Consider the following 17880-nt stretch of genomic DNA (forward strand, 5'->3'; position numbering starts at 1 on the left):
AAGGCCCGCTAATGCGGGCCTTTTTTTATGCCTTACGCTGCGTCTCTCGCCAGATGCGCCAGGCCATGCCCGCCAGCAGAACGACACCCGCAATCAGCACGCCCCAGACCAGTAGCGTGTTCATCCTACTTTCCCGCTCGGCCGCGGACGTGGCGGTTAAACGCCCCTCGCCGCCTAATGCGACATTATCCTGAATGTCAGCCTGCGGCAGATTTGCCAGATCATAGGTTTTGCGCAGGTCGGCAGGGATCAGCATGTCGGGCTCCACGCTGGCAGGCTTTGCTGCTCCGTTGCCCCAGGCGAGCACGTACGGCGCTTTCCCCTGCGCGTTGAACACGAGCTCATAGCGGTCGCGATGCCCCGTCACGACCGGCAGGTTTTCCGGCAGACGCGCATTCAGCGTCGTGATTTTCACTGCCTGGACCAGCCCGCCGTTGAGCGAAACCGGTGCCGATGTTTTCCCCTCCAGACGGTAAAGGACCTCTTTCTTCAGGGGGTGCCATGTGTCTTTTTCCGTACTCCGCCAGGCGATTTCCACGGGAAGGACACCGTCACCATTCAGGGTGATACTGACCGCGCTCAGGGGCTGCGGATGTGTCCAGTGCCATTGCGCTTCGCTTGCCGATAACGGTTCCGCCTCGCCCTCCAGACTCATTTCTTCAGACATGGCCTGCGCCGGTGCGCTAATTGCGTTTACGCCGGTCAGTGTCAGACCCGGGTGTTCAGAATTCAGCACCACCAGCAGATAGCGGTTCGCATCGGGAGACAGCACCATGTCGGTATCGATCCGATCGAGCTTAAGACGATCCTGACCGCTGACGACATCCAGCAAGGGCATATCCTCACGCAGGCTAAACCAACGCTTAAGATCCTCGCTGTAATAGACCGACGCGGTTCCCTGCCACGGTGTCCGGGGAGCATTCCAGAGCAGCTGAAGCTGGGACAGGGCAATCTCCCCTTCGTTCTGCTCCGGCAGCGTCAGGAGGTAATGTTGCCCTGAGGCGGCCGTGTTTTGCCCTTCCAGCACAATCTCCACGCCGTTGCGGGAACGGAGCAGGACCTTATCGCTATCACCGCCGTCTCGCGAAGGCGCAAGCGGCGAGGCGTCCAGAGGGAAGAGGCGCAACGCCGTGGATTGTGGGGCCGCCTGCGGACGCGTGGCGGTGACCAGGCTAAAAGGCACCGGCTCACCGGACTGATTAAAGACGCGAACATCATGCAGTTCTGGTGACGTGCTCTGTTCATAAACGGCGAGCGGGAGCATGACCCGATACCACTGGGAAGGGGCAGACGTATCGAGTGAACGACCAAAGGCATAGTCCCGTGGCGATTCCGTTTGTCCCTCGTCGCAAAGCGCCGGGCCGCAAAGCGCCAGCAGCGCGGTACACACTACCGCATTCATCCATTTCATTTTTCATCTCCTGTTTTGGGCGGCAGCGGTGAGAAATACCCCACAATCAGCACCAGTATCGCCACGCCGATAAACGCCACCGCGCGCGACAGACCGCCTCCGCCCGCGCTGTCTACCAGCATCAGTTTAACCATCACCACACCGAGCAGCACGGCGCCGCAGAGCCACTCCTGCCGGGAAGCCCGACGGGTGGCATGGATCATGACCACCAGCGCGCTCAGCATCCAGAACAGGGCAAAGCTGGTCTGGATAAGCCGCGAATCCCACAGCGATGCCATATTCCAGGCCACGTCGCCGTACCAGGCCAGGGCGCGCATCAGCGCACCGTTAAGCCACCAGAAGCCAAACGCCATCAGCGCGACAGCAGGCCACGGGCGCGCTTGCGCAAGCAATGCCGGGTAGTAGCGCTCCACCGCCCGATAAAAGACCACCAGCCCCAGCAGTGCGAACGCGGCACCTTCCTCAAGCGGATTCACCAGCGGCAGCCAGGTCTGACGATAGACCACGCCGTCCTGGAAATTGGTCACGACCAGCAATACCAGCAGCGCCACGACCACAGGGATCGGTGCCAGGCAGGCATAAAGCGCAGGCCACTCCCGGAAGGGCCAAACGCGACGCCGTACCGCAGCCCGGAGTGCCATAATCAAACCGCCACCCGCGGCCATCGCCAGTCCACTGCCCCAGGCCGCCATCCCCCACGGCAGCGACTGGGCAAACCAGTAAAGCTCCGCGGCCAGCGCCAGTAAAATCATCCAGAACAGCGACAGATGCAGCCCCATCGCGATACGCGGCAGGAGCCTTTCACCGTCGCGCCACAGCAGCATCAGCGCGGCAGGAAGCGCAACGCACCACGCCAGATTTGACCAGCCGGCGGCAAAGACCTGCTGATGCCAGAGCTGATAACCCACCATCAGCAGCATCAGCGGCCACAGCAGCCATTTGCTGGCATCCAGTTCCCGCCACGCCAGACGCGCGGCGGCCTGCCGCCAGCCCCAGACCGACACGGCCGAAAGCGCCAGCACGCCTGCCAGAACAGATAATTCCTGCTTCAGCATTAGCTGCGCCGCCCCCAGCTGCGCCACTATCCAGAACAACAGCCCGCCTGCCAGCAGCGCCCAGCTGACCGGCAGCAAGAGAGTCCGCCACAGCCAGGCCGCAGCCAGCCAGCAAAGGCTGAGGATGGTGAAGATCAGCAGCAGGCTCAGCGACGTCACACCATTCGTTTGCGCCCACAGCGCGCTGCCAAGCGCCAGCACCAGCAGCGCCGTCCCGCTATAGCTCATGCGCCGCTGCTGCTGTTGTACGCCCAGCCAGAGGATGCCCAGCCCCTCCAGCGCCCAGGCCATTGCCGTCCAGCGCGCCGACAGCGCCAGCGGAATGGCGAGCGTGGCAAACCCGCCGCCGATTGCCAGCGCCGCCATAACCAGCGGCCGTCCGAGAGAGGGATAGCGCCGCAGGGCGAGGAACGCGAGGGCAAGATAAAAGGCGCCATATCCGAGGGCACTCAGTGCCGGGCCGTAGGTCCAGTGCTGCGTCATGCCATACTGCATGCCAAAACCAACCAGCGGCGGGGCAAACAGCAGGACACCGTCAATAATCTGCTTGCCTTTCTCCTGCGCCCGCAGCGACAGCGCCACGCTCAGCACGCCGAATATCAACGTGTTGGCAATCAGGAACAGCTGGCAGACCCAATAGTCTTCTGGCCTGTAGTCGTTCAGCCCCCACAGGCCGCCCACGCCGAACGTAAACAGCAGCCCGAGGAGATTGAGCTCGCGCCAGTGCTGCCAGATGCTAATCGCGAGAATGCCGATGGAAAGCAGGAGATAGAAAGAGAACAGCGCCACAAAGCTACCGCCCCCGGTAGACAACAGCAGCGGCGCAAGATAGCCACCGAGGCTTGCCAGCATGGCCAGGCTCAGCGCCTTCTGCAGCACCGCCAGCCCGACGCTCGCCGCGCAAATCACCACCAGCAATGCAAAGGCCAGCGTCATCGGCAACATTTGCCAGAGCCGGAAAGCACCAAAGACGGTCAGATAGAGAATGCCTGTCGCGCCCCCCTGAAGGATCAGCGCATAGACGCGCTGTCTGTGCCGCAGCCGCCACCCGAGGGCCAGCAGGACTATAGCAAACAGCGCCGTCGCGGCCAGACGAAGCTCAAGCGGGAACAGGGAGTGCTCGACGGTATAGCGCAGCAGGAATGAAAGCCCAAGAAAGAGCAGCAGGATCCCCAGTTTCGCCAGCGGATTCCCCTGCATGAACCAGCGCACCAGCGACGACAGCATGCCGCCAAAGGCAGAAGGCTGTTTGGTCGCTGGCGCTGGGGGTGCAACGGGCGCTGCCGCAACGGCGGAACTCTCCGGGCGCCAGGGGTCGACAGGCGCGGGCGCGTCATCGACCACCGGTTCGGTCATTTCCGCCGGCGCAACGGCCAGTTCAGGCTCCGGTGCGTTCTCCGCCACGCCGCGCTGTTCAAGGGCCTCAATGCGCTGGCGAAGTCGGGCGATCTCCTGTTGTGCCGTCGAGCTTCGATTAAAGCCAATAACCGCAAGCACGGGCGCAACCACCAGCGCAAAAACCAGAAATAAACAGCCAAGGATGTAAAGCTCGTCCATGTTTCCACCTTCACCGTAAACGATCTGTTAAGATTGACACAACTCGTTGCATTTGCGCCATCTTAAAAGGTGAAAACCGTTCCGTTCGCGATTAACTGCCGAACCAGACCGTCGCGGAGATCGCCGGAAGCGAAAGCACGCCGTCCTGCAACGTCGCTTTACCCTCTTTACTCTTCCACGTCTTATCTGCCAGCAGCGGTGAATATTCCAGCACCACTTCGCAGGCCTCGCCCCGGTTAATCGCCACCAGCACGCGCTGCTGCTGATAAACCCGGACAAAGACCACCACGTTATCGTGAGCATACACCACCTGACAGCCGCCGTAGCGCAGGGCGAGACTCTGCTTGCGCAGCTTCGCCAGCCGCTGATACAGGCTGAACAGTACCTTGTCCTGCTGCTCTGGCGCCCACGGGAACGTTTTGCGGCAGAACGGATCGTTGTTCCCGTCCAGCCCCACTTCGTCGCCATAGTAGATGCACGGTACGCCCGGCCAGGTGAAGAGCCAGGTGACCGCCAGCGGCAGACGCGCGACATCCTTGCCGAGCAGGGATTTAAAGCGCGCGGTATCATGGCTATCGAGCTGGTTAAACATCCGCAGCTGCTGCTGATGGGACAGACCGGCGCGATAGTTTTCCATCCACGCCATGCAGGTTTCCGCATCGATATGGTTCGGATCGTAGGAGATGTCGGTGTTGGCGAGGAATCCCCACAACGGGAAGGTAAAGCCGCGGTAGTTCATCGCCGCGTCTTCCGCATCGGCCTGCAGCCACTGGCGCGCGTCGCCAAAGTGTTCGCCAAACACAAACGCCTCAGGCTGGGCCGCTTTCGCCGAGCGCGTGATCCCGGCGACGTGCTGAAGGTTATTCCGCGCCCCGCCCGCCTCACCGAGCATATGCACCACGTCCAGACGCCAGCCGTCCATATTCCACGGTGCCTTCAGCCAGTGACGGACGATACTGTTTTCACCGCCGTAAACTTCATCGATAAGAGAAGGCGACTGAAAATCCAGCTTCGGCAGGCTCGGGTAGCCCAGCCAGTCCAGCGCACGGCCCTCCTCGTTAAAGCTGTACCAGTCGCGCTGCGGCGAATCCGGGTTATGACATGCCCCGCCCATCGACTGATTATGGCGGTCAAACCAGGCGTGAGAATCGCCGCTGTGGTTGAATACCCCGTCGAGAATAAGGCGCATGCCTTCATTTTGCGTATTCTGACGCAGGCGCAGCAGCGCCTCATCACCGCCAAACTGCGGGTCAACGTGGCGATAATCTTCGGTATCGTATTTATGTACGCTCGGGGCTTTAAACACCGGGTTGAGATACAGCGCCGTTACGCCCAGTTTTTTCAGATACGGCAGCTTCTCGCTGATGCCGTCCAGATCGCCGCCGTAAAAAGTCGAGCCGCCAGCCTGCGCGGTTAACGGTTCATCCCACGCTTTCATAATGATGTCATGGCCCGCTGCATGGTGGTAATAGACCTTATCCTGTTCGGCAGTTCGCTTCTGGCTGCGGGCAAAACGGTCCGGGAAGATCTGGTAAAAGACCTGATCGTTAACCCACTGCGGGCCGTTATCCGGGTAATCAACGGCAAACTGTTCCAGCCGTGCAGGCGGGAAACGGCTAAATCCCTGTGGGGTAAACCACAGCTGACGGTTATTCCACAGCAGTTTGAAGCTGTAGCGACGGCGCGGCTGGCCGCTGCTCAGGTCGATATTCGCCCGCCACGCCGTGATCCCCGGCTGCGGCTGGCTGCGCTGTTTATGCATTTTCAGCGTGGTTTCTTCATTATCCACTTCGGCGCGGAGCGTCACGCGTTCAGGCTGGTTTTCCCCGGCCAGCCAGAGCGTAATCACAAGGTTGTCTTTGTTTTGCTTAACAAATGGCGCAACCGGAAGGTGCCAGGCATTTAACATCACGAATCCCCTTTGATGAAATTGACGTCACCTTGCCACAGGGTGGTTAAGGATAGCTCACCATGACGTGATTTATTGGGGGAGGAGGACGGGGGAGGAGTTTTTTTCGGGGGGAAAAGGGAGTGTAGGCCGGGTAAGCGCAGCGCCACCCGGCATTTTTACCTTACTGCGCTTCCGCCAGCTGGCGGTCGCGGCGGCACTTAAACATCCAGCCCACCAGCAGCAGCACGATCCACGCACAGCCGACGTAGAGAGAAATACGGGTATCCGGGTGGTAGCCAATCAGGCCAATGATAAACACCAGGAAGATCAGCCCGACGACGGTCGTTGCGACACCACCCGGAACTTTGAACTTCAGCGCTTTCGCCTCATCCGGCGAGAGACGACGGCGGAACGCAATCTGCGACAGCAGGATCATGATCCACACCCAGACGGTTGCGAAGGTCGCGAGAGACGCAATCACCAGGAAGACGTTCTCCGGCATGATGTAGTTCAGGTAAACCGAGAACAGCAGCGCAACGGTCATGACCACGACCGTCACCCACGGCGTGCCGCGGCGTGAGGTTTTAGCGAACACCTTCGGCGCACTGCCCTGCTCCGCCATGCCGTGGAGCATACGGCCCACGCCAAAAACGTCACTGTTGATCGCGGAAAGTGAGGCGGTCAGCACCACAAAGTTCAGAATACTGGCCGCAAACGCGATGCCCATATGCTGGAAGGTCAGCACAAACGGGCTACCGTTAGTGCCCACCTGATTCCACGGGTAGATGGACATAATGACGAACAGCGTCCCCACATAGAACACCAGAATACGCATCGGCACGGAGTTGATGGCGCGTGGAATGGATTTCTCCGGGTTTTTTGCTTCCCCGGCGGTGATACCGATAATCTCGATACCGCCGTAAGCGAACATCACCATCTGCAACGACATCACCATGCCGAGCCAGCCGTTGCTGAAGAAGCCACCGTTGCTCCAGAGGTTATGGATACCGGTTGGCTGACCGCCGTTGCCAATCCCCCAGATGATGATACCGAAACCGGCCACAATCATGATGATGATGGTGGCGACTTTGAAGAAGGAGAACCAGAACTCCAGTTCGCCAAACACCTTCACGCTCATCAGGTTAACGGCACAGATGATCAGCACCACGCTCAGGACCCAAATCCAGTGCGGCACCGCCGGGAACCAGACGCCCATATAGATGCCAAACGCCGTTACGTCGGCGATCGCCACAATCAGGATTTCGAAACAGTAGGTCCAGCCGGTGATGAACCCGGCCAGCGGGCCGAGGTTTTCCTGCGCATAGCGCGAGAATGAGCTGGCGGACGGATTGTGAACAGACATTTCACCGAGGGCGCGCATGATGATATACGCCGCCACGCCGCCGATGATATAGGCCAGCAGAACGCTGGGACCGGCCATTTTGATGGCATCTGCCGAGCCATAAAAAAGACCGGTACCGATAGCAGAGCCCAGCGCCATAAAGCGAATGTGGCGCGTGCTCAGCCCACGTTTGAGTTTGTTAGTGCTTTCCATTTAAATCTTGCCATTCAACACGAAAAAACAAAAAACCACGGGGCCTTAAGCCCCGTGGTTAAACAGTTTGTTGCCGTTGATTAATGGGCGTTTGATGTCATCTGACGCCCTGCAGCACGGTCCCAGATAATCGCCAGCACCAGTGCAACAACGGTAGGCATCAGCCAGGCCAGGCCCTGCTCGGACAGCGGCAGACGCTGTGTCCAGGCTGGCAGTATTTGCGCAAACGCTGATGCTTTAATCCCGTCAAGGATACCAAAAATCAGGCTAATAAACATGGCTGGCGCAATAATTCGTGAGGAGTTATTCCACCACGGGCGAGTAAAGCTCAGCACCACCAGCACGATACACGGCGGGTAAATCGCTGTCAGCACCGGAATCGAGACCTGAATCAGGTGGCTCAGACCGAGGTTAGACACCGCCATGGAGAAGATACCGAGGATAAACACCAGGGTGCGATAAGAGAGCGGCAGATACTGCGCGAAGAACTCTGCACAGGCGCAGGTCAGGCCAACCGCGGTCACCAGACACGCCAGGAAGATCAGCGCCGCCAGCAGCATACTGCCCGCGCCACCGAAGGTGTGCTGGACGTAAGCGTGCAGGATAGCCGCACCGTTCGCGTTCTGATCCACCAGCATGGCGCTGTCGGAGCCCAGACGGAACAGCGCCAGATACAGCAGCGTCAGGCCCACGCCAGCCATCAGGCCAGCCCAGATGGTATAGCGGGTCAGCAGGCGCGCTTCGGTCACACCGCGGGAACGTGCGGCGTTAACGATAACGATACCAAACACCATCGCCCCCAGCGTATCCATCGTCAGATAGCCGTTCACAAAGCCGTTAGAGAACGCGGCGTTTTTGTAGGCGTCCATCGCGTCGCTGATCGGGCCTGCAGGCCAGACAACCGCCGCTACCGCCAGGACAATCAGCGCCACAATTTTCAGCGGTGCAAGGAAGTTACCTACGGTATCCAGCAGCTTGCCCGGATAGAGGGAAACCAGAATCACAATCGCGAAGTAAATCAGGCTGTAGATAAACAGCGGCATCGCGCCGTCACCGGTCAGGGGAGCAATCCCCACTTCGAAGGAAACGGTCGCCGTACGCGGGGTCGCAAACAGCGGACCAACAGCCAGATAGCAGACGGTTGCCAGCAGAACGCCCGCCACTTTGCCAATCGGGGTGCTGAGGCTATCCACACCGCCACCGACTTTCGCCAGCGCGATGACGGTCAGCACCGGCAGACCCACGGCAGTAATCAGGAAACCAAACGCAGCCGTCCAGACGTGTTCACCCGCCTGTAAGCCAACCATGGGAGGAAAAATGATGTTGCCTGCGCCAACGAACAGCGCAAATGTCATAAAGCCCAGCGCGATGATGTCACGCGATTTTAAGTGATGGGTCATAAAACCTTACTGCCTGTGGATGTGGTGTTGAAAACATTGAGATTTTCGTCTTCCCTGACGGGACGATACAGCCGAAAAATTACTCAATTTCAGCGGGAAATGCTCCCGTCCTGGCGTGGAGAAGAATAGTTTTTCGATTTACCACGCAAATACAGTCGGTCTGACAGTATCTGGGGCGCAATTTAAACGCTTATAACGTTTAAAGGCAAGGAGGGATCGCAAAACCAGAACAATATGCCAGCATGAAAATACGGACCAGAATAATTCGCTAATTTCATGAAAAAGCCATGGCTAATCATGCGAACAAAAAAGCACCAACCGTATAAAATTCATCCGCGTTTCGCCTGACTGCAAAGCAAACGGGCCAGCAGAGGCTGACCCGTGGAAAGGTAAAATGACACACCGACTGTCAGGCGATCTTTTTGGCAATTAATCGTTCCGGAATCACGAAGCTGAAGCGGGTTCCTTTACCCAGCGTGCTCGCAATATCGAGACGGCTTTCGTGGTGATTCACCGCATGTTTAACAATCGCCAGCCCCAGGCCGCTTCCTCCGGTCTGCCGCGAACGTGCTTTATCCACGCGGTAGAAGCGCTCGGTGAGACGCGGAATATGCTCCGGCGCGATACCCGGCCCGTTGTCCTCCACGCTAAATTCGGCTCCCGTCGGGGTATGGTGCCAGCGCACCACGATGTCCGTCCCTTCCGGCGTATGGTTCACCGCGTTATACACCAGGTTTGAAATGGCACTACGCAGTTCATCTTCACTGCCCAGCACCTTTAGCGTGTTGTCGACCTCAAAGGTCAGGTGATGCCTGTTGTGGCTTAAGGTTTGCGCTTCACCCTCCACGACCCGCAGCATCATTGGCACATCGATGGTGTCATTCAGCGCAAGCGTTGGCGCGGCTTCAATCTTCGAGAGCGTCAGCAACTGCTTCACCAGGCCTTCCATCCGGTGCGTTTGCTCGCGCATGGTGTGCAGCGCTTTTTCGCGCGGCGCACCTTCAAGCGTTTGCTCCTGCATCATCTCCAGATAGCCCTGAAGCACGGTCAGCGGAGTCCGCAGTTCATGGCTGACGTTTGCAAAGAAGTTGCGACGCGCCCCCTCCAGCTGGTGCATCTGGGTAACATCGCGCGCCACCATCAGCCACTGCTTGTCGCTGTAGGGCATCACGCGGATTTCCAGATGGCGACCGTTATTGAGCTTCAGATTGTGCGGTCGGGTAAAATCACGCTTTTTCAGGTACAGCGTGAACTCGGGATAGCGCAGAAGGTTGAGGATATTCTGGCCATTATCATCCGGCCAGCGCAGGCCCAACAGCTGTTGCGCCAGACCATTACACCAGAAGATGGTCCCTTCTTCGGTGGTCAGGATGACCGCATCCGGCAGCGATTCCGCACCGCTGCGAAAACGCTTAATCAGGCTTCCCAGCTCGCGGCGGCGCTTTTTATTACGCATCTGCATCTGATGCAGACCGTACAGCAGCGGCTCCCAGCTGCCGCTTCCCGGCGGCGGCGTCATACTGCGGTCAACCCACAGCCACCAGGAGAGGCGCAGCAGGTTCCAGAAATGCCAGATCAGCAGCCCGGTGACCGACGCCAGCAGAAACCACGGCAGGTGTCCAAGAAAGGCCCCCAGAATGAAGGCCGGAATACAGCATAAGATCAGTTCAAAAACGAGCCTTTTCCATGACAGACGTTCCAGCACGCGTCACACTCCTGTCATTGTTCAGAAACGGGTAGAAAAACGATAACCCGTGCCGCGGACCGTCTGCACCATGCGATCGTGGCCGCTCAGTTCCAGCGCTTTTCGCAGGCGGCGGATATGTACGTCAACCGTCCGGTCTTCGACATACACGTTAGTTCCCCAGACGTTATTCAGCAACTGCTCGCGGCTGTAAACGCGTTCCGGGTGAGTCATAAAGAAGTGCAGGAGTTTAAATTCGGTAGGCCCCATGTCGAGGGGATTTTCACCGGTCATTACGCGGTGTGAGGTGGGGTCAAGGCTCAGTCCCTGCATCTCGATCACCTCTTCCACCGCCATCGGTGAAATGCGGCGCATCACGGCTTTAATGCGGGCCACCAGCTCTTTCGGTGAAAACGGTTTGGTAATGTAGTCGTCCGCGCCGGTCTCCAGACCGCGCACGCGATCCTCTTCTTCACCGCGCGCCGTCAGCATCACCACCGGGATGTCGCGGGTCAGCGCTTCACGCTTCAGGTGCTTGATAAACTGCAGTCCGGAACCGCCGGGCAACATCCAGTCCAGCAGAATCAGATCGGGCCAGGGTTCATTCAACTGGTTCACTGCGCTGTCATAATCTTCCGCTTCAACCGGCTGGAAGCCATTTTGCTCGAGCACGAAGCACACCATTTCACGAATTGGAGCTTCATCTTCTACGACCAGAATACGTCTCGCCATACTTTGCCCTGTCTTATCTTATGTACGTTACAAGTTTGTAATTCGGCGCCATTATGCGTCAGATTTATGACAGATTTATGAAAAACAGTACCACGACAATAGCCAAACTGTTGTTTTATTACAGCGGTTATTTTCCCTTCCCTGAAGGTTTATAATCCTGCTTTCTCTTTTTCGCCACGGATCAGCTATGCGCATACTTCACACCTCGGACTGGCATCTGGGTCAAAATTTTTACAGCAAAAGCCGTGCGGCTGAACATGACGCGTTCCTGAACTGGCTGCTGGAAATGGCCCAGGCGCATGAGGTAGATGCGATTATTGTGGCGGGTGACATCTTTGATACCGGCTCTCCTCCCAGCTATGCGCGAGAACTGTATAACCGCTTCGTGGTGAATTTGCAGCAAACCGGCTGTCATCTGGTGATTGTCGCCGGTAACCATGATTCCGTCGCGACGCTCAACGAATCCCGCGACATCCTGGCCTTTCTTAATACCACCGTCGTCGCCAGCGCCGGGCACGCCCCGCAGATCCTGAAAAAACGTGACGGTACACCAGGGGCGGTACTGTGCCCCATCCCGTTTTTACGTCCCCGCGATATCGTGCAAAGCCAGGCTGGGCTGTCAGGCGCGCAAAAACAGCAACATCTTTTACAGGCCATCACTGAGTATTATCACCAGCAGTACGCCGAAGCCTGCGCCCTGCGCGGCGAACAGCCGATTCCGGTGATTGCGACCGGGCATCTCACCACCGTCGGGGCCAGTAAAAGTGACGCCGTTCGTGACATCTATATCGGCACGCTCGACGCCTTTCCGGCGCAAAACTTCCCGCCAGCGGACTACATTGCGCTTGGGCATATCCACCGCGCGCAGGTTATCGGCGGCTGCGAACACATTCGCTACTGCGGCTCCCCCCTTTCACTCAGTTTCGATGAAACGGGTAAAGCCAAATCTGTGCATCTGGTGAGCTTCACCGGGGGCAAACTCAGCACCGTCGAGACGCTGGAGGTGCCGGTCACTCAGCCCCTGGCGGTGCTGAAGGGCGATCTCGATGCCATTACCGCCCAGCTGGAGCAGTGGCGCGGTGTCGAGCAGGATCCTCCCATCTGGCTGGATATCGAAATCACCACCGATGACTACCTGCATGATATGCAGCGGAAAATCCAGGCGTTGACTGAAGATCTGCCGGTTGAAGTCTTACTGGTGCGCCGCAGCCGCGAGCAGCGCGAGAAAATTCTGCTCAGCGCCCGGCGTGAAACCCTCAGCGAGCTGAAGGTAGAAGAGGTGTTCGAACGCAGGCTTTCGCAGGAGGAGATAGACGACGCGAAGCGCGCAAGGCTCAGCGAGTTGTTCTCCCATACCCTGCATGCGCTCAAAGATGAGGATGAAAACGCATGAAAATTCTGAGCCTGCGCCTGAAAAATCTCAACTCCCTCAAGGGCGAGTGGAAAATTGACTTTACCGCTGAGCCCTTTGCCAGCAACGGGCTGTTTGCCATTACCGGTGCGACCGGGGCAGGCAAAACCACCCTGCTCGACGCCATCTGCCTGGCGCTTTATCACGAAACCCCACGTCTGAGTAAGGTTTCTCAGGCGCAAAATGACCTGATGACGCGCGACACCGCCGAGTGTCTGGCCGAGGTTGAGTTTGAGGTAAAAGGGACGGCCTATCGCGCTTTCTGGAGCCAGAACCGGGCGCGCAATCAGCCTGACGGCAACCTGCAGGCGCCGCGTGTGGAGCTGGCGCGCTGCGAAGATGGCAAAATCCTGGCCGACAAAGTGACGGATAAGCTGGAGCAAACTGCCGCCCTCACCGGGCTGGACTATGGCCGTTTTACCCGCTCAATGCTGCTCTCTCAGGGACAATTTGCCGCCTTCCTCAATGCCAAACCGGGCGATCGGGCTGAACTGCTGGAAGAACTGACCGGCACCGAGATCTACGGCCAGATCTCCGCCATGGTCTTTGAGAAACATAAATCCGCCCGCAGTAGGCTTGAAAAGTGTGAGGCGCAGGCGGCGGGCGTCGTGCTGCTGAGCGAAGAGCAACAGCAGCAGTTACAGCAAAGTTTGCAGGCACTTACTGACGAAGAGAAAACCCTGCTGGTACAGCAGCAAAGCCAGCAGAAAGATTTTCAGTGGCTTACGCGCCATGATGAACTGGTGCGCGAGCAGCAGCGTGTCACCGAGATGCAGCAACAGGCGCAACAGGCACTGACGAACGCTGCGCCTGAACTGGCCAAACTCCAGCTTGCTCAACCAGCCGCTCAGCTCCGCCCGCTTTGGGAACATCTGCAGGAGCAAACCGCGCGTCTGACGCAAACCCGGCAGCGAATTATCGAAGTAAATACTCGCTTACAATCCAGAACTGCGCTGCGTGCGCGGATCCGCAATACCGCCCTGCGTAACCACGCGCAGCTTCAGACCGAACTGACCGCACTGGCGCAGTGGCTGGCGGAGCACGAACGCTATCGCCTGTTGGGCCAGGAAATTGCCGGCTGGCGCGCGCAATTCAGCCAGCTGACCCGCGATAAAACGCACATCGCCACCCTTGCCGCACGAATGGCTGAGCTACGCCAGAAGCTGGCAGAGATGCCGGAAAACACGCTGACGCTGACCGCCGATGAGGTGAGCGCCGCCATGGAGCAACAGTCCCGGACGCGCCCGCTGCGCCAGCGGCTAACGTCGCTTCATGCGCGCTATCAGCCACTGCAAAAACGTCTGCTGCAAAATGCGCAAATCCTGCAAAAAGCCCAGGCGGAACAGGCGAAGCTCACTGAAACGCTGACGCAGCGCCGCCAGCAGTACAAAGAGAAAAACCAGCACTATCTCGATTTGAAAGCCCTGTGCGAAACCGAAGCGACAATTAAGAAGCTGGAGCATTACCGTTCTCAACTTGAGGCAGGCAAACCCTGTCCGCTGTGCGGCTCCAGCGAGCATCCTGCCGTGGAGACATACCGCTCGCTTGAACTGACGGATAATCAACGCCGCCGTGATGCCCTGGAAAAAGAGGTCGCCTCGCTTAAAGAGGAAGGCCTGCTGGTGCTGGGACAGGTCAATGCCCTCACTCAGCAGATCCAGCGTGAGACAGACGACGCGCAGACGCTGTCTCAGGAAGAGCAAGCGCTCGCTAAAGAGTGGCAGGAAACCTGCGCGTCCCTGAATGTCGCGTTAACGATTCAGGACGATATCGCGCCATGGATGAATGAGCAGGAACACTACGAGCGCCAGCTTTATCAGCTCAGTCAGCGTCTGACCCTGCAAAATCAGCTTCATGAGCAGGAAGCGCAGGAGCGGCAGTATCAGCAGCAGCTGGCCGCCGCGCGACAGGCGCTGGAGCACACCCTGTTCTCATTATCACTTAACGTCCCGGAAGAGGGAGATGAAGCCGCCTGGCTGCAGGCCCGTGAGGCTGAATTTGCCCAGTGGCAGGAGAAGCAAACGCAGCAGGGTGTGCTTCAGGAACGAATGAACGCTCTGCAGCCGCTGCTCGACGCGCTGCCGGTAAGCCCGGGTGAAGACACTGAAGCGACTATTCCGGATGACTGGCGCGCCATCCACGACGAGTGCGTGTCGCTGCAAAGCCAGCTTAGTGCACAGCAGCAGCAGGAAGCGCTGGAGCAAGCGCGCCTGCAGCAGTCGCAGACGCAATTCACCGCGGCGCTCTCCGCAAGCTGTTTTGCCGACCAGGATGCGTTTCTTGCTGCGCTGCTGGACGAAGCCACGCTTCGTCACCTCGAACAGCTGAAACAGACGCTGGAAAACCAGATCCAGCAGGCCGCGGCGCTGTGCGGACAAGCTAACCAGCAGCTGCAGTCTCATCTGGCGCTGCGGCCGGAAGGGCTCGACGCCGACGCGCCGACGCTTCAAACCCAGCTGCAGCAGCTGGCGCAACAGCTTCGGGAGAACACCACCCATCAGGGCGAGATCCGCCAACAGCTTAAGCAGGACAGCGACAACCGGCAGCATCAGCTGGCATTGATGCAGCAAATTGAAGAGGCTGCGCGTCTGGCAGACGACTGGGGATATCTCAACGCGCTTATCGGTTCCAGCACCGGCGACAAATTCCGTAAGTTTGCGCAGGGGCTGACGCTGGACAATCTGGTCTGGCTCGCCAACCAGCAGCTTAACCGCCTGCACGGGCGCTACCTGCTGCAGCGCAAGGCCAGCGACGCGCTGGAGCTGGAAGTGGTCGACACCTGGCAGGCGGATGCGGTGCGCGATACCCGTACCCTCTCCGGCGGCGAGAGCTTCCTGGTCAGTCTGGCGCTGGCGCTGGCGCTTTCCGATCTGGTGAGTCATAAAACGCGGATCGATTCGCTGTTCCTGGATGAAGGGTTTGGCACGCTCGACAGCGAAACGCTGGATACCGCGCTGGATGCGCTTGATGCGCTGAACGCCACCGGGAAAACCATCGGCGTGATCAGCCATGTTGAGGCGATGAAAGAGCGTATTCCGGTGCAGATCAAGGTGAAGAAGATTAACGGGCTGGGGTATAGCAGGCTGGATAAGGTGTTTGCGGTGGAATAAATGGTGGGATGGTGCGGTCTGGTGCCCTCACCCTGGCCCTCTCCCACAGGGAGAGGGTACAAACATTAAAAACGGCAACTTGCGTTGCCGTTTTGCGTTCATTCCGGCCACAGCCACGCCGCGCCGCGCACGCCGCTGGAGTCACCGTGGACAGCTTTGCGGATAGGGGTTTCACACTCGCCACCAAAGACCCACTGCTTCACCAGCGTCGGTACCGTGGCATACAGCCGGTCGACGTTGCTCATGCCGCCGCCCAGCACAATCACGTCCGGATCGAGAATATTCACCACATGCGCCAGAGATTTCGCCAGCCGCATTTCGTAACGGCTCAGGGCCAGCTCCGCCACCGGATCCTGCTCCTCGACCAGACGCATGATCTCGTTGCCCTTGAGCGGCTGACCACTCAGACGGTGATAGTCGGTCGCAAAACCGGTGCCGGAGATAAACGTCTCAATACAGCCCTGTTTTCCGCAGTAGCACGGGACTTCAGTGCGGTATTTGAGTTCGTCTTCATCCATCCACGGTAACGGGTTATGCCCCCATTCGCCCGCGGTGCCGTTACCGCCGATATGGGCGCGACCGCCAAAGGCCACGCCCGCGCCGCAGCCGGTACCAATAATGACGGCAAACACGGTCTGGGCGCCGGCTGCCGCGCCGTCGATGGCCTCAGAGACCGCCAGACAGTTAGCGTCGTTAGCCAGACGCACTTCACGGTTGAGGCGCGCGCTTAAATCTTTATCAAATGGCTGGCCGTTGAGCCAGGTCGAGTTGGCGTTTTTTACCACCCCGGTATACGGTGAGATCGACCCTGGGATCCCCATCCCGACGCTGCCGGTTTGCCCTGTCGCCTGCTCTGCCATCCCGACCAGCGTGGCAATCGTCTCGATAGTCTGGTGATAATCATCGCGCGGCGTCGGCAAACGGTGGCGGAACAGCTGCTCGCCCTGCTCGCTCAGCGCGATGACTTCGGTTTTGGTGCCGCCCAAATCAATCCCAATACGCACAAGACTCTCCTCATTATTTTGATTATCAACAGAGTAGAAGCACGCTTCCCGATTAGCAATGCAAGCGATGCGACAATTCGTTATCATGCCCGCTGATTTAACGACAAGGCCGTGGAAATTATCATGCTGTGGTTCAAAAATTTGATGGTTTACCGTCTCAGCCGCGACGTTTCGCTGCGTGCAGAAGAGATGGAAAAACAGTTAGCCGCTTATACCTTTTCCCCTTGCGGTAGCCAGGATATGGCAAAAACCGGCTGGGTTCCGCCAATGGGTTCACAGAGCGATGCATTGACCCACGCCAGCAGCACGGGTCAAATCATCGTCTGCGCCCGTAAAGAAGAGAAAATTCTGCCCACGCCGGTGGTGAAGCAGGCGCTCGAAGCGAAAATTTTCAAGCTGGAAGCCGAGCAGGGCCGCAAGCTGAAAAAAACCGAAAAAGATTCGCTGAAAGACGAAGTTCTGCATTCACTGCTGCCGCGCGCCTTCAGCCGCTTCAGCCAGACCATGATGTGGATCGATACCGTTAACGGGCTGATCATGGTGGACTGCGCCAGCGCGAAAAAAGCGGAAGATACGCTGGCCCTGCTGCGTAAAAGTATCGGCTCTTTACCGGTCGTTCCGCTGGCGCTGGAGACGCCAATTGAGCTAACGTTGACCGAATGGGTACGCAGCGGTGCGGCGGCGCAGGGATTCCAGATCCTTGATGAAGCCGAGCTGAAAGCTCTGCTGGAAGATGGCGGCGTGATCCGTGCGAAAAAGCAGGATCTGGTGAGCGACGAGATCGCCGTACATATCGAAGCGGGCAAAGTGGTGACAAAACTGGCGCTCGACTGGCAGCAGCGTATTCAGTTTGTGATGTGCGACGATGGTTCCATCAAGCGTCTGAAGTTCTGCGATGAGTTGCGCGATCAGAACGAAGATATCGACAGGGAAGATTACGCCCAGCGCTTTGACGCGGACTTCATCCTGATGACCGGCGAGCTGGCCGCGTTGATTCAGAATCTGGTGGAAGGCCTCGGCGGCGAAGCGCAGAGATAATTCCACCTAACCCTCTCCCCATGGGGGAGAGG

At 58.4% G+C, this 17880-nt stretch carries 11 protein-coding genes; 3 read left to right on the forward strand and 8 right to left on the reverse strand.

The features are described 5' to 3' along the window. Nucleotides 1-25: 25 nt before the first annotated feature. From C5687_RS00855 to phoB, 7 genes are all read right to left on the reverse strand, one after another. Nucleotides 26-1411, reverse strand: a complete 1386-nt coding sequence (locus C5687_RS00855) for a DUF3999 domain-containing protein (protein ID WP_104556241.1) — start codon at nucleotides 1409-1411, stop codon at nucleotides 26-28. Then, a complete protein-coding gene (locus C5687_RS00860; RefSeq protein WP_104556242.1) occupies nucleotides 1408-4023 on the reverse strand; it encodes a DUF2339 domain-containing protein in 2616 nt (871 codons plus the stop codon). The genes C5687_RS00855 and C5687_RS00860 overlap by 4 nt, the downstream gene beginning before the upstream one ends. Before the next feature lie 91 nt (nucleotides 4024-4114). Then, nucleotides 4115-5932, reverse strand: coding sequence for a maltodextrin glucosidase (gene malZ / locus C5687_RS00865; protein WP_104556243.1), 1818 nt, complete (start codon nucleotides 5930-5932; stop codon nucleotides 4115-4117). A 163-nt stretch (nucleotides 5933-6095) separates the two neighbouring features. Then, nucleotides 6096-7469: a proline-specific permease ProY gene (gene proY / locus C5687_RS00870; protein WP_045285210.1), complete on the reverse strand. Its 1374-nt coding sequence runs from the start codon at nucleotides 7467-7469 to the stop codon at nucleotides 6096-6098. A gap of 80 nt (nucleotides 7470-7549) precedes the next feature. Beyond that, the gene (gene brnQ, locus C5687_RS00875) at nucleotides 7550-8869 is read right to left on the reverse strand and encodes a branched-chain amino acid transporter carrier protein BrnQ (protein WP_104556244.1); all 1320 of its coding nucleotides are present in this window, start codon (nucleotides 8867-8869) and stop codon (nucleotides 7550-7552) included. Nucleotides 8870-9278: 409 nt separating this feature from the next. Then, on the reverse strand, nucleotides 9279-10574 hold the full coding sequence (gene phoR, locus C5687_RS00880) for a phosphate regulon sensor histidine kinase PhoR (RefSeq protein ID WP_047957865.1): 1296 nt from the start codon (nucleotides 10572-10574) through the stop codon (nucleotides 9279-9281). A 21-nt stretch (nucleotides 10575-10595) separates the two neighbouring features. Next, nucleotides 10596-11285, reverse strand: coding sequence for a phosphate response regulator transcription factor PhoB (phoB, locus tag C5687_RS00885; RefSeq protein WP_008503265.1), 690 nt, complete (start codon nucleotides 11283-11285; stop codon nucleotides 10596-10598). Nucleotides 11286-11472: 187 nt separating this feature from the next. Between phoB and sbcD the strand changes: the two genes are divergently transcribed. After that, nucleotides 11473-12678, forward strand: a complete 1206-nt coding sequence (gene sbcD, locus C5687_RS00890) for an exonuclease subunit SbcD (protein ID WP_104556245.1) — start codon at nucleotides 11473-11475, stop codon at nucleotides 12676-12678. Further along, nucleotides 12675-15806, forward strand: coding sequence for an exonuclease subunit SbcC (gene sbcC / locus C5687_RS00895; protein WP_104556246.1), 3132 nt, complete (start codon nucleotides 12675-12677; stop codon nucleotides 15804-15806). The genes sbcD and sbcC overlap by 4 nt, the downstream gene beginning before the upstream one ends. Before the next feature lie 98 nt (nucleotides 15807-15904). On the opposite strand, the gene mak is transcribed toward sbcC, so the two are convergent. Next, on the reverse strand, nucleotides 15905-16810 hold the full coding sequence (gene mak / locus C5687_RS00900) for a fructokinase (RefSeq protein WP_032672414.1): 906 nt from the start codon (nucleotides 16808-16810) through the stop codon (nucleotides 15905-15907). Nucleotides 16811-16933: 123 nt separating this feature from the next. Between mak and rdgC the strand changes: the two genes are divergently transcribed. Beyond that, on the forward strand, nucleotides 16934-17848 hold the full coding sequence (gene rdgC, locus C5687_RS00905) for a recombination-associated protein RdgC (protein WP_025756213.1): 915 nt from the start codon (nucleotides 16934-16936) through the stop codon (nucleotides 17846-17848). Nucleotides 17849-17880 lie beyond the last annotated feature (32 nt).

Source organism: Enterobacter sichuanensis (genome assembly GCF_002939185.1).
In the GTDB taxonomy this organism is placed as follows: domain Bacteria; phylum Pseudomonadota; class Gammaproteobacteria; order Enterobacterales; family Enterobacteriaceae; genus Enterobacter; species Enterobacter sichuanensis.

Coding starts and splice junctions, on each gene's coding strand:
- C5687_RS00855 (WP_104556241.1), bottom strand. CDS start 1,411: ATGAAATGGATGAATGCGGTAGTGTGTACCGCGCTGCTGGCGCTTTGC.
- C5687_RS00860 (WP_104556242.1), bottom strand. CDS start 4,023: ATGGACGAGCTTTACATCCTTGGCTGTTTATTTCTGGTTTTTGCGCTG.
- malZ (WP_104556243.1), bottom strand. CDS start 5,932: ATGTTAAATGCCTGGCACCTTCCGGTTGCGCCATTTGTTAAGCAAAAC.
- proY (WP_045285210.1), bottom strand. CDS start 7,469: ATGGAAAGCACTAACAAACTCAAACGTGGGCTGAGCACGCGCCACATT.
- brnQ (WP_104556244.1), bottom strand. CDS start 8,869: ATGACCCATCACTTAAAATCGCGTGACATCATCGCGCTGGGCTTTATG.
- phoB (WP_008503265.1), bottom strand. CDS start 11,285: ATGGCGAGACGTATTCTGGTCGTAGAAGATGAAGCTCCAATTCGTGAA.
- sbcD (WP_104556245.1), top strand. CDS start 11,473: ATGCGCATACTTCACACCTCGGACTGGCATCTGGGTCAAAATTTTTAC.
- sbcC (WP_104556246.1), top strand. CDS start 12,675: ATGAAAATTCTGAGCCTGCGCCTGAAAAATCTCAACTCCCTCAAGGGC.
- rdgC (WP_025756213.1), top strand. CDS start 16,934: ATGCTGTGGTTCAAAAATTTGATGGTTTACCGTCTCAGCCGCGACGTT.